At 46.4% G+C, this 12164-nt stretch carries 10 protein-coding genes; 2 read left to right on the top strand and 8 right to left on the bottom strand.

What is annotated here, in order from left to right:
* Positions 1 to 48: 48 nt before the first annotated feature.
* The 8 genes from UQW94_RS14560 to UQW94_RS14525 all read right to left on the bottom strand — a co-directional run bounded on the left by UQW94_RS14560 (position 49) and on the right by UQW94_RS14525 (position 10186).
* Entirely contained in the window at positions 49 to 528 is a 480-nt protein-coding gene (locus tag UQW94_RS14560) for a GNAT family N-acetyltransferase (protein ID WP_005377290.1), read from the bottom strand.
* Positions 529 to 717: 189 nt separating this feature from the next.
* Entirely contained in the window at positions 718 to 2595 is a 1878-nt protein-coding gene (locus tag UQW94_RS14555; RefSeq protein ID WP_213886847.1) for a propionyl-CoA synthetase, read from the bottom strand.
* 77 nt (positions 2596 to 2672) lie between these two features.
* The gene (gene prpF / locus UQW94_RS14550; RefSeq protein ID WP_322142326.1) at positions 2673 to 3869 is read right to left on the bottom strand and encodes a 2-methylaconitate cis-trans isomerase PrpF; all 1197 of its coding nucleotides are present in this window, start codon (positions 3867 to 3869) and stop codon (positions 2673 to 2675) included.
* Positions 3870 to 3878: 9 nt separating this feature from the next.
* A complete protein-coding gene (gene acnD / locus UQW94_RS14545) occupies positions 3879 to 6470 on the bottom strand; it encodes a Fe/S-dependent 2-methylisocitrate dehydratase AcnD (protein WP_322142325.1) in 2592 nt (863 codons plus the stop codon).
* A 156-nt stretch (positions 6471 to 6626) separates the two neighbouring features.
* Positions 6627 to 7769, bottom strand: a complete 1143-nt coding sequence (gene prpC, locus UQW94_RS14540; protein WP_005377283.1) for a 2-methylcitrate synthase — start codon at positions 7767 to 7769, stop codon at positions 6627 to 6629.
* A gap of 132 nt (positions 7770 to 7901) precedes the next feature.
* Positions 7902 to 8798, bottom strand: coding sequence for a methylisocitrate lyase (gene prpB, locus UQW94_RS14535; RefSeq protein ID WP_005388185.1), 897 nt, complete (start codon positions 8796 to 8798; stop codon positions 7902 to 7904).
* A gap of 12 nt (positions 8799 to 8810) precedes the next feature.
* A complete protein-coding gene (locus UQW94_RS14530) occupies positions 8811 to 9524 on the bottom strand; it encodes a GntR family transcriptional regulator (protein ID WP_005377279.1) in 714 nt (237 codons plus the stop codon).
* A gap of 263 nt (positions 9525 to 9787) precedes the next feature.
* A complete protein-coding gene (locus UQW94_RS14525) occupies positions 9788 to 10186 on the bottom strand; it encodes a GFA family protein (RefSeq protein WP_213986809.1) in 399 nt (132 codons plus the stop codon).
* A 265-nt stretch (positions 10187 to 10451) separates the two neighbouring features.
* Here UQW94_RS14525 and UQW94_RS14520 point away from each other — a divergent pair, with 265 nt between their 5' ends.
* Positions 10452 to 11423: a tripartite tricarboxylate transporter substrate binding protein gene (locus UQW94_RS14520; RefSeq protein ID WP_322142324.1), complete on the top strand. Its 972-nt coding sequence runs from the start codon at positions 10452 to 10454 to the stop codon at positions 11421 to 11423.
* Between the two features lie 238 nt (positions 11424 to 11661).
* Positions 11662 to 12156 carry a tripartite tricarboxylate transporter TctB family protein gene (locus UQW94_RS14515; RefSeq protein WP_005377273.1) on the top strand — a complete coding sequence of 165 codons (495 nt, stop codon included), beginning with the start codon at positions 11662 to 11664 and terminating at the stop codon, positions 12154 to 12156.
* Positions 12157 to 12164 lie beyond the last annotated feature (8 nt).

The raw sequence follows: 12164 nt of genomic DNA, 5'->3' as shown, positions 1-12164 counted from the left end.
GATTTCAATTCGATAGAACCTAAATCACAATATTAAAGTTAAATACGATTATTCGTTCAGCGGTTTTCTTAAATAGTGGATATGATGTGCAAATCCTTGTTTTTCATACAAAGATATTGCGCCCTGGTTAAAATGCCATACTTCAACAAACATCTGTTTTGCACCGTAATCAGAGAACGTTGACTCAATTTTATTAATCAATGCCTGCGCCGTACCTTGTTTTCGATATTCAGGCAGCACATAGAGCTCATCCACACTTCCCATCATAACTGGCTGGCTGACGGTAGAAATAAGTTCACAGAAGTGACCAGAGATAAAGCCAATAATTTCATCTCCTTGTTTTGCTACGTAAACAAGGCACTCAGGGTCGTCAATATATCGAGCAATGCTTTTTTCTTGTTCTATCTCCTCTGCCGTTTTGAAAAGCTCAGGAGATTGAAGATGATGCTCATCATGAAGCTCGAACATAAGATCGTTGAGCAACTCTAGGTCGCTAAAACACGCAGGTTTAATCGCAAACGTGGTCATACAAATGGTCACTAAAAATGGAATGGCTGTAGTTTGTGAGGAAAACGTCGTATTGGCAAGTCACAAATGCTTTCACGATACGTTTGTACTGTTTGAACAACAAAAAGGCCCCTGCACTTAATAAACGTACAGAGGCAGAACCAACCAACAGAGTTCGAGGATCAGGGGTTAGTTAGAATTAAGTTTTTCTCAGCGTCGTAGCACTCGCTCAATTTCGTTCAAGCTACTTGGGTCATCAATCGTTGACGGAACGGTGTATTTTTCACCATCAGCTATTTGACGTATAGTTCGACGCAAAATTTTACCTGAACGTGTTTTCGGTAAACGGTCTACAACCAACGCATGCTTGAAGCAAGCAACTGCACCTATCTCACTACGCACTTTGCCAACAAGCTCACCTTCAAGGTCTAGCTCATCCACTTTGACGCCGTCTTTCAGTACAACAAAACCAAGTGGAAGCTGACCTTTTAGATCATCGTGGATACCAACCACCGCACATTCTGCAATCGCTGGGTGGCCTCCTACTATTTCTTCCATTTCACCTGTCGACAATCGGTGTCCCGCGACATTAATCACGTCATCAATACGTCCCATAATAAACAGGTAACCGTCTTCATCCAGATAGCCACCATCACCTGACACGTAGTAGCCTGGGAATTGGCTAAGATAACCAGTTTCAAAACGGTCATGATTACGCCAAACCGTTGGCAGACAGCTTGGTGGTAGCGGACGTTTTAATGCGACAAAGCCTTGTTGGTTAGGCCCGACAGCCTCTCCAAGTTCATTCAGAATTTCGACCTGATAACCCGGAATGGGCTTCGTCGAAGAACCAGCTTTAACTGGCATCATTTCGACACCTGTCGGGTTGCCAGCGATGGCCCAGCCCGTCTCGGTTTGCCACCAGTGGTCAATAACGGGCTTGTCCGCTTTGCTCTGAACCCACTCCAGTGTCGGAGGGTCAAGGCGTTCTCCCGCCATAAAGATGGTTTTCAGATTCGACAAGTCGTACTGTTTTAAGTGCTCGCCTTCCGGGTCCTCTTTCTTAATCGCACGAAACGCCGTTGGTGCAGAGAACAACGCATCTACTTTATATTCATCACACACTCGCCAAAATGCGCCAGGATCCGGTGTTCGAACAGGCTTGCCTTCGAATAGGATAGTAGTGCAACCGTGAATCAGTGGAGCGTAAACAATGTAAGAGTGCCCTACTACCCAGCCCACATCAGATGCCGCCCAAAAGACGCCATCTTGAGGAATGTTATAGATTGTGCTCATGGAGTACTTCATCGCGACAGCATGGCCACCGTTATCACGCACAACGCCTTTCGGCTTACCTGTCGTACCCGATGTATAAAGTATGTAGAGCGGATCGGTTGCTAACACCGGAACACAACCATGTGGCAGCGCTTGGTTGTACTCTCGCTGCCAATCTAAGTCTCTTTCTTGGTTTAGCTCAGCGTCGCACTCTGGACGTTGGAAAACAAACACTTTCTCAGGCTTCCAACGGCTGTCCATAATGGCTTTGTCTACCATTGGTTTGTATGGAATGACTTTGTTGATCTCAATCCCGCACGACGCCGTCATGATCACTTTCGGCTCTGCATCTTCAATTCGTACAGCAAGCTCATTAGGAGCAAAACCGCCGAATACTACGGAATGAATCGCCCCCAAACGCGCGCAGGCAAGCATCGCCATTGCGGCTTCTGGGATCATCGGCATGTAAATAACGACTCGGTCGCCTTTTTCAACACCTTGAGCAGACAGCATGCCAGCAATTTTTGCTACTTGGTCACGTAGGTCGCTATAGGTGTACGTGGCTTTACGACCTGTCACTGGCGAGTCATAAATGAGTGCAGTATTATCACCGCGTCCTTGCTCACAATGGTAATCTAATGCTAACCAGCACGTATTCATTACACCATCTGGAAACCAACGTTCTATGCCGTTTTCATCAGATTTCAAGATAGTTTTAGGAGATTCAAACCAATCGATATTCTCCGCTTGAGCGCGCCAAAAACTCTCCGGTTCATTCTTCGCCCATAAGTATTCTTTTTCGTATGAAGACATATTGCTTCCTCCAGTATGTCCTGACATTGCTCTCGTTCTACTCAAAGATCGCTCTTTTAATCCAAAGATCGTCTCTTTTAATCGAAGACATAGAAGGGTACATGCACAAATCCCTCCATCAGTATTCTCGCACTTCGGCTCATAATGGCTTTTTGCACCACCCAGCCCTGCTCAGTTTGCTTCGCTTGTGCCCCAACTTTTAACGTTCCTGACGGGTGACCAAAAGTCACGGACTCTTTTTCACCGCCACCAGCGGCTAAATTCACTAACGTTCCGGGCACACACGCAGCAGAAGCGATAGCAACGGCTGCTGTTCCCATCATTGCATGGTGAAGTTTGCCCATCGACAGCGCGCGAACGAGCACATCAATATCCGACTCATTAACGGCTTTACCACTTGAAGACAGGTAACTTTTCGGTTTAGAAACAAACGCTATTTTCGGCGTATGTTGGCGTGTTTGAGCTTCTTCTAAATCAGAAATCAGGCCCATTTTTAACGCGCCATATGCACGGATGGATTCGAACATTGCTAATGCTGTGTCATCGTTGTTGATATCGTCTTGCAGCTCGGTGCCCTGATATCCTATCGATTCAGCATCAATAAAAATGGTTGGTATGCCCGCGTTAATAAAGGTCGCGTTGAACGTACCCACATCCGGCACCACTAAATCATCAACTAAGTTGCCCGTTGGGAACATACTTCCTTCGCCATCGGAAGGATCAACAAAATCCACTTGAATCTCTGCCGCTGGAAACGTGACACCATCGAGTTCAAACTCTCCGGTTTCTTGGACGAAACCATTGACGATTGGCACGTGAATCAAAATCGTTTTGCTTATGTTCACTTGCCAAACACGCACCGTCACAATGCCATTTTCTGGAATGCGGTCTTGTGGGATCAGCCCAGCATGAATGGCGAAGGGACCAACTGCCGCAGACAAGTTGCCGCAGTTACCACTCCAATCGACGAATGGTTTGTCGATCGACACTTGACCAAATAAGTAGTCAACATCGTGATCGGCTCTGCTGCTGCGCGAAACAATCACTGTTTTACTGGTGCTTGACGTCGCGCCCCCCATGCCATCAATTTGCTTCGCGTAAGGATCAGGGCTGCCAATAACGCGTAGCAACAGTTTGTCACGTGCGGCTCCAGCCACTTGCGCTTCTTGAGGTAAATCCTCTAGGTTGAAAAAGACACCTTTACTCGTGCCGCCACGCATGTACGTCGCGGGCACTTTTATTTGGCTTGTTTGATTCGGAGTATTATTTGACATACGCACTCCTTATTGTGCCAAGAAATCTTGCGCGAAACGCTGCAAAACACCGCCTGCGTTGTACACGTGAACTTCGTCAGCGGTATCTAAGCGACAAGTAACCGGAACATCGACTCTATCGCCGTTGCTGCGTGTGATAACCAGCGCTAAATCAGCGCCCGGCTTGATTTCTCCAACCACGTCGTAAAGTTCCGTACCATCCAGCTCTAGCGTATTGCGGTTAACGCCTGGCTTAAATTGCAGTGGTAGTACGCCCATGCCAACCAAGTTAGTACGGTGAATACGCTCAAAGCCTTCAGCAACAATGGCTTCTACGCCTGCCAGTCGAACGCCTTTTGCTGCCCAGTCACGGGATGACCCCTGACCGTAATCCGCGCCAGCCACCACGATCAATGGTTGTTTACGATTCATGTAGGTTTCAATCGCTTCCCACATACGAACCACCTGTCCTTCTGGCTCTACACGCGCCAGAGATCCCTGCACGACTTCGCCGTTTTCCTTTACCATTTCATTGAACAGCTTTGGGTTAGCGAAGGTCGCGCGTTGCGCCGTTAAGTGGTCACCACGGTGAGTCGCGTAAGAGTTGAAATCTTCTTCTGGCACACCCATTTTCGCTAAGTATTCACCTGCTGCGCTGCTTGCGAGAATCGCGTTGGATGGTGATAAGTGATCAGTGGTGATGTTGTCGCCCAGAATCGCCAATGGACGCATACCAGACAATGTTCTTTCTCCCGCTAGCGCACCTTCCCAGTACGGTGGTCGGCGGATATAGGTACTCATCGGACGCCAGTCGTACAGCGGGTTGGGATTTTGCTCTTGATCATTCAGCTTAAACATCTGAATGTAAACTTGCTTAAACTGCTCAGGTTTAACATGAGTACCGACAACTGCATCGATCTCTTCATCGCTTGGCCACAACTCATTTAAGTAAATTGGTTTGCCATGTTGGTCAGTGCCCAGTGCATCGCGCTCGATATCAAAACGAATGGTACCGGCCAGCGCATAAGCGACAACCAATGGTGGTGAAGCCAAGAAAGCTTGTTTGGCGTACGGATGGATTCGACCATCAAAGTTACGGTTACCAGAAAGCACCGCTGTCGCATATAAATCACGGTCGATGATCTCTTGTTGGATTTTTGGATCCAGCGCACCACTCATACCGTTACAAGTTGTACATGCGTAACCAACAATGCCAAAGCCAAGCTTCTCTAGCTCTGGTAATAAGCCCGCTTCTTCCAGATACAAGCGTGCAACTTTAGAACCCGGAGCAAAAGACGATTTCACCCAAGGTTTACGTACAAGACCAAGTTCGTTGGCTTTCTTCGCCACAAGGCCAGCAGCAACCACGTTTCTTGGGTTACTAGTATTCGTACATGAGGTAATAGCAGCAATGATCACTGCACCATCTGGCAACTCGCCTTCTTTCTCTTCCCACGCTCCAGAAATGCCGCGCTGTGCCAACTCAGAAGTTGGTAAACGACGATGAGGGTTTGACGGACCAGCCAAGTTACGGCTAACTGATGATAAATCGAACTCAAGTACGCGCTCGTAAACGGCGCTATCAAGACCGTCTGCCCAAAGACCGGTTTGTTTTGCGTAATTTTCTACTAAAGCAACTTGTTCTTCATCTCGACCAGTTAGTTTCAAGTAATTGATGGTCTGCTCATCAATATAAAACATGCCAGCTGTTGCGCCGTATTCTGGTGTCATGTTTGAAATCGTTGCGCGGTCTCCGATCGTTAGATCACGTGCGCCTTCTCCGAAGAATTCAAGATATGAAGATACCACACGCTCATTACGCAGAAACTCAGTAATCGCGAGGACAATATCCGTTGCGGTAATGCCCGGTTGACGTTTACCCGTCAGTTTGACACCGACAATATCTGGTAGACGCATCATTGATGGTCGGCCAAGCATGACGGTTTCTGCTTCCAGACCACCGACACCTATCGCAATAACACCAAGAGCGTCTACGTGAGGCGTGTGACTGTCCGTACCCACACAGGTGTCAGGGTAGGCAATGCCCTGCTTTGCTTGTACCACAGGAGACATTTTTTCCAAGTTGATCTGGTGCATGATGCCATTCCCAGCTGGAATCACGCTGACGTTTTCAAACGCTGTTTTACACCACTCGATAAAGTGAAATCGGTCTTCATTACGGCGCTCTTCAATCGCGCGGTTTTTGTCGAAGGCATCAGGGTCAAAGCCCGCATGTTCAACCGCTAAAGAGTGGTCAACGATCAATTGTGTCTCAACCACTGGGTTCACTTTTGCAGGATCACCGCCCTGATCTGAAATGGCATCGCGCAGACCCGCTAAATCGACTAGAGCGGTCTGACCAAGAATGTCATGACAAACAACGCGTGCTGGATACCAAGGAAAATCAAGATCGCGTTTGCGTTCAATTAACTGTTTCAGGCTATCTGTCAATGTGTTCGGGTCACAGCGACGGACCAGTTGCTCAGCTAGCACGCGAGAGGTATAAGGGAGTGTTTCATAGGATCCAGGAGAAATGGCATTGACGGCTTCGCGTGCATCAAAATAATCCAGTTGAGTTCCCGGAAGCGGCTTACGATATTGGGTATTAATATTTGTGTTCATGATTTGCTTCCATTCAGTCTTTACATCTTGCCTTCATCAAGGTTTTCCATTGCTCCAGAAACACAGTGATGAGAGGATCTCCTTCCTCTGTTAGAGAGAATGACAAAGGAAGGAGGTGGTCAACCAAAGCATATAATGCCCTCGTTGACCTTCGCGCTAGCGATTCTCGATAGGCACCCATTCTTGATGATCTGGACCCGTGTAATCAGCACTTGGGCGAATAATACGGTTATTGGCACGCTGTTCATAAACGTGTGCAGCCCAGCCCGTTAAACGACTCATCACAAAGATTGGGGTGAATAGTTTGGTTGGAATGTCCATAAAGTGGTAAGCCGATGCATGGAAGAAGTCCGCATTACAGAACAGACCTTTCTCTCGCTTCATCACTGATTCAACACGCTCAGAAACCGCATATAGATGTGTATCACCAACTTGTTTCGATAGCTCTTTGGACCATCGTTTTATTAAGGCGTTGCGAGGGTCACTTTCACGATAAATCGCATGACCGAAGCCCATGATCTTGTCTTTATTGGCTAGCATTTTCATGATGTTCGCTTCCGCCTCGTCGGGCGTTTGCCAATCTTCAATCATTTCCATCGCCGCTTCGTTCGCACCGCCGTGAAGTGGTCCACGAAGCGTACCGATTGCTGCCGTGATACAAGAATGGATGTCTGACAACGTTGATGCACAAACGCGTGCTGCGAATGTAGAAGCATTAAACTCATGTTCAGCATAAAGAATGAGCGAGCAATGCATCACTTGTTTGTGCAGCGCAGATGGCGCTTTGTCCGTAAGTAATCGCAAAAAGTAACCACCGATGCAATCTTCAGTCTGATCCTCGGTGTTGATACGCACGCCATCATGACTAAAGCGGTACCAGTAACAGATGATGGCAGGGAACAAGGCTAGCATACGTTCGGTTGCTTTCAGTTGCTCCTCGAAGCTCATTTCCTGCTCTAGGTTACCCAATACAGAACAACCCGTGCGCATCACGTCCATTGGGTGTGCGCTTGCAGGAATCAACTCTAAAGCTTGTTTTAGCTCGGCTGGCAAACCTCTAAGGCTGAGTAGGTGTGTCTTGTACGCATCAAGTTCTTGTTGATTCGGCAAGTGACCGCGTAACAGAAGGTGAGCCACTTCTTCAAACTGTGCGTTGTTCGCAAGATCAGTAATATCGTATCCACGATAAGTTAAACCAGTTCCCGTTTTTCCGACAGTACATAAAGCTGTGCTTCCTGCGCTTTGACCACGAAGGCCTGCGCCACCTAATTCTGCTTTCTTTTCTGCAGTTTGAGACATTGTTTGAACTCCTTTTCTGTCTGACTTTTCCCTCTCTGGGGTGTTTTTAGCCAAACGAATTTCACGTTATTAGATGAGATAAATTCCGATTATCTTTTTCTTGGGCTTCCGTTTATTTTTGCTTTTCCCCCGCTATTTCCCTTCAGAGAATAACTGGTCAAGTTTGTCTTCATAGTCGTGGTAATTCAGGTGCTGATACAACTCTTTACGTGTTTGCATCGAATCAACCAGTGCTTCCTGATTACCCACTTCTAGCAAATGTTTGTAGACCGTTTCAGCAGCTTTGTTCATGGCACGGAACGCACTTAATGGATAAAGCACCATGTCCACTTTTGCTTTCGCTAGCTCATCGCAGCCATACAGCGGTGTCGCGCCAAATTCTGTAATATTCGCCAGAATAGGAACGTGCTTTCCGGTCGCTTGCTCAAGCGCATTTGAAAACTGAAGGTACTGGTCCAGCTTGTTCATCGCTTCTGGGAAGATCATGTCTGCGCCAGCTTCCACACACGCAATCGCGCGCTCGATTGCGCTGTCCATGCCTTCAACAGCTAACGCGTCAGTACGAGCCATAATCACGAAACTTTCATCATTGCGTGCATCAACCGCGGCTTTTACACGATCAACCATCTCTTGCTGGCTGACTATTGCTTTGTTCGGACGATGACCACAACGTTTCTGTGCGACTTGGTCTTCCATGTGCACCGCTGCCGCGCCCGCTTTTTCCATCGCTTTGATCGTGCGAGCAATGTTAAATGCACCGCCAAAGCCCGTGTCGATATCAACCAAAAGAGGCAAATCACATGCGTTAGTAATACGGTCAACATCAACCAAAACGTCGTTTAATGTTGTGATACCGAGATCCGGCAATCCGTATGACGCATTTGCGATACCGCCACCAGACAAGTAGATCGCTTGGTGACCCAAGTTTTTTGCCATCATGGCGCAATACGGGTTTATAGTGCCGACAATTTGTAGTGGATTATTTTGTTCAATGGCGAGTCTGAATTTCGCTCCCGGTGTTAAGCTCATGACGAATTCCTTCTAGTCTTTGTCTAAACTTTCTGTATGTATAATTTGAGATTGGATGAGCTTTCGACTTCCTGATATGTGTCTTCTCATCAACATTTCTGCAAGCTCTTCATCGCGATTGCGAATGGCTTCCAAAATGAATTTGTGTTCGGTGAGCGCCTCATTCGGGCGAGATTGCGCACGTGGCGACTGGTAACGATACATCCGTAATAAGTGATAGAGTTCATCACACAGCAGAGATATTAACTTACTGTTTCTGCTCGCTTGGATGATGCGATAGTGAAAATCAAAGTCACCATGTTGATGGAAGTAAGACGCGCCTTCCATTTGGTCTATATGCTTGGAATGTGTCGACAATAGCATTTCCAAGCTTAAGAGCTCTTCTTGCGTAATATGTCGCGCAGCTAACCTTGCTGCCATGCCTTCCAATGCTTCTCGAACGGCATAAAGTTCTATCAGCTTTTCCGGAGAAAAAGTGGTCACTCTGGCCCCAACATGAGGAATTCGCTCGATGAGCCCTAGCCCCTCTAAGCGCATCAATGCTTCACGCAAAGGCCCACGACTGACTTGATATTTCTTTGCTAGCTCAGGCTCTGATATCTTATGGCCAGGCTTCACATCGCCATTAACAATGACTTCAATCAGTGTTTCGGTCAGCGTTTCGGATTTGGTGTGTTCTTTCTCAGAACCCAGCACTTTATAACGAGCTTTCAACTCAGAGTTCATATTCAGATACTCTTGTTACCGACATCGAAATGTCTACAATTTCTTAACCTGAATATAAAGTAGTCGATCAAAGTGTCGACAATCAAGTAAATTGTCGACAATTTAGACTAAGGTCGTAATTTAAATGGACCTAAAATGCCCATTAAGTGCCTTTTTAGCAGAAATAAAGAATGGGGAATTGATATTGTCGACAACTTATACACCTTTAAGCTTATGATCTAAAAACTAAAAGCTCAGCTGTCGAACAATAATCGGATAAAAAACTATTCTTTAGGTACAAATTGATCAAAGACTTGCTGCGAAGTCATCTTTTGTGAAGCGGAATTGAAGTCATAATAAGCTGGCTTTTCATCGGTAAAAATCTCTAAAGTGAGTTTGAAATCTGGGTTATCGAACAAACCAGCGGAAAGAATGTACTCACCTGTCGGCAACAAATGGTAGAAAAGGTTTGTGCCACACTCACCGCAAAACCCCCTCACTCCCCAGTCTGACGACTGATAACGTTTAGGTTCGCCACCTTTAAACGTCACGTTAGGCCCACAATGCACCGCATGAAGTGCGCCACTCGACCATTTTCGACACATAGAGCAATGGCACAGGCTAACCTCATTTTTAACCTCAGCGATGACTTCAATTGCGCCGCACAAACACGTTCCTTTCATTCTCTTTTCCTCGTTCATTTCCGTCATTTTATTATGGCCTACCAAAGCGTAAAGCCGCGTGACCTAACACCAACTTCTCGCCGTGAACTTTATGAACAAAATAACCGAAATGCTCAATATTCTCTTTATATCTCTTTTACAGACAGATATTTAACACTTAATTAACCTTTACACCAAGTTCAGCTTTAACGCTTACAAGGCATGACAACTGAGCAAAAACAATAAGGCTCAACTAAATAGAGTCGCCAACATAAGGAACGTGAACATGTTAAAGGTACTCAAACCAACGCTCGCCGCTTCAATCATCGCAGCTTCATTTTCATTCAACGCTCTTGCTGCAGATATTGAAAAAATGCACTTTCTTATCCCTGGAGGTGCCGGTGGCGGTTGGGACATGACCGCCCGAGGTACTGGTGATGTATTAATAAAGTCATACATCGTCGAAACCGTATCATTTCAAAACCTATCTGGTGGTGGCGGTGGCAAAGCAATCGCACATTTGATTGAAACGGCTGATCGTCAAGAAGATACACTCATGGTGAACTCAACACCGATCGTCGTTCGCTCGCTCAGTGGGATCTTCCCACAATCTTTCCGCGACTTGACTCCTGTTGCCGCAACGGTTGCCGATTATGGCGCCATTGTTACATCAGCCGATTCTCCTTACAGCTCTTGGGAAGATGTCGTTAAAGCTTTTAAAGAAAACCCACGTAAGGTGAAGGTTGCTGGTGGCTCTGCTCGTGGTTCTATGGATCATTTGGTTATAGCAGCAGCTTTCAAAGGTGAAGGTTTGGATGCGCGTAAAGTTCGTTACATTGCCTATGATGCAGGTGGAAAAGCCATGGCAGCCCTACTTTCAGGCGAAACACAACTGCTCTCTACAGGGCTAGGTGAAGTACTCGAAATGTCTAAGTCTGGACAAGTGAAAGTGTTAGCGATTACAGCACCAAAACGTTTAGAAGCTGCGCCTAACATTCCAACTCTCACCGAATACGGTAATGAAACTGTCTTTGCTAACTGGCGTGGATTCTTTGCAGCACCAGGCACAAGCCAAGAAAAGCTAGATGAATGGAATGCCGCATTTACTAAAATGTATAACACCGACGAATGGCAAGTCGTTCGAGACCGCAATGGTTGGATCGACAACTATAAAGCGGATAAAGCATTCTTCGCGTTTCTTGAAGATCAAGAGCAACAGATGGGTGACTTAATGCGCGAGTTAGGCTTCCTGAAGTAACAGTCGAATTGGGGTCCATCAGATACCAACCTCAATGAATAACGTAGGTTGGTATTTCCCCATTGTATTTGCACTCTAAGTTTCACCGCATATGGACATTGTCGACAATCGGCATGCACACTCCTTTGTTTATATACCCAAAGCGGCTCGACTAGCAGCGAAATGCTTAATTGTTAATGGTTTAGTTTATTCATTGACGTCCATATGCGGTCTTTTTTACTTTTGTTAGGAGTTGAATATGCCTCGTTCAACCAACTTTTTCACCAAAGAGTACTTGCTCTGTCGTGACCGCGTCGGCGCAATGATCTTTCTACTCTTCTGTCTTTGCTACGGTTATCAAACCTCGCAGATTCCATTGTTTCCAGGTGATGAGTATGAACCATTCACCGCACGCACTCTGCCAACCATCCTGACTTACGTTGGTGTCGGCCTTTCTTTGCTATTGCTGGTGACAGGACAACCAGATAAACAAAGTGGCGCAGTGCTGACCTTCAATTGGAAGTTACTGATTGCCTTTTTAATTTTAATGGCGCTCTACGGCGTGGGCCTGACTTATCTAGGTTTTGTGATAGCTACTGGCTTGTTTTTATTGGCTGGCTTTTATCTGCTCGGGGAAAGACGTAAACCCGTTCTGTTTGGCGCGTCGTTTCCATTCGTGATCGCGTTCTACTTATTACTCACTCAAGGTTTGGACATCTATCTCGAACCGGGTTTGATTTTCACCATCTGGTAGTCAAAGAA

This window comes from Vibrio sp. PBL-C16, from assembly GCF_034321865.1.
Lineage (GTDB): Bacteria > Pseudomonadota > Gammaproteobacteria > Enterobacterales > Vibrionaceae > Vibrio > Vibrio alginolyticus.
This window is presented reverse-complemented; position numbering and strand designations above follow the sequence as displayed.

What these genes read in the sequence shown, in the direction of transcription:
- UQW94_RS14560 (WP_005377290.1), bottom strand. Translation starts at nt 528, where the DNA reads ATGACCACGTTTGCGATTAAACCTGCGTGTTTTAGCGACCTAGAGTTG.
- UQW94_RS14555 (WP_213886847.1), bottom strand. Translation starts at nt 2,595, where the DNA reads ATGTCTTCATACGAAAAAGAATACTTATGGGCGAAGAATGAACCGGAG.
- prpF (WP_322142326.1), bottom strand. Translation starts at nt 3,869, where the DNA reads ATGTCAAATAATACTCCGAATCAAACAAGCCAAATAAAAGTGCCCGCG.
- acnD (WP_322142325.1), bottom strand. Translation starts at nt 6,470, where the DNA reads ATGAACACAAATATTAATACCCAATATCGTAAGCCGCTTCCGGGAACT.
- prpC (WP_005377283.1), bottom strand. Translation starts at nt 7,769, where the DNA reads ATGTCTCAAACTGCAGAAAAGAAAGCAGAATTAGGTGGCGCAGGCCTT.
- prpB (WP_005388185.1), bottom strand. Translation starts at nt 8,798, where the DNA reads ATGAGCTTAACACCGGGAGCGAAATTCAGACTCGCCATTGAACAAAAT.
- UQW94_RS14530 (WP_005377279.1), bottom strand. Translation starts at nt 9,524, where the DNA reads ATGAACTCTGAGTTGAAAGCTCGTTATAAAGTGCTGGGTTCTGAGAAA.
- UQW94_RS14525 (WP_213986809.1), bottom strand. Translation starts at nt 10,186, where the DNA reads ATGAAAGGAACGTGTTTGTGCGGCGCAATTGAAGTCATCGCTGAGGTT.
- UQW94_RS14520 (WP_322142324.1), top strand. Translation starts at nt 10,452, where the DNA reads ATGTTAAAGGTACTCAAACCAACGCTCGCCGCTTCAATCATCGCAGCT.
- UQW94_RS14515 (WP_005377273.1), top strand. Translation starts at nt 11,662, where the DNA reads ATGCCTCGTTCAACCAACTTTTTCACCAAAGAGTACTTGCTCTGTCGT.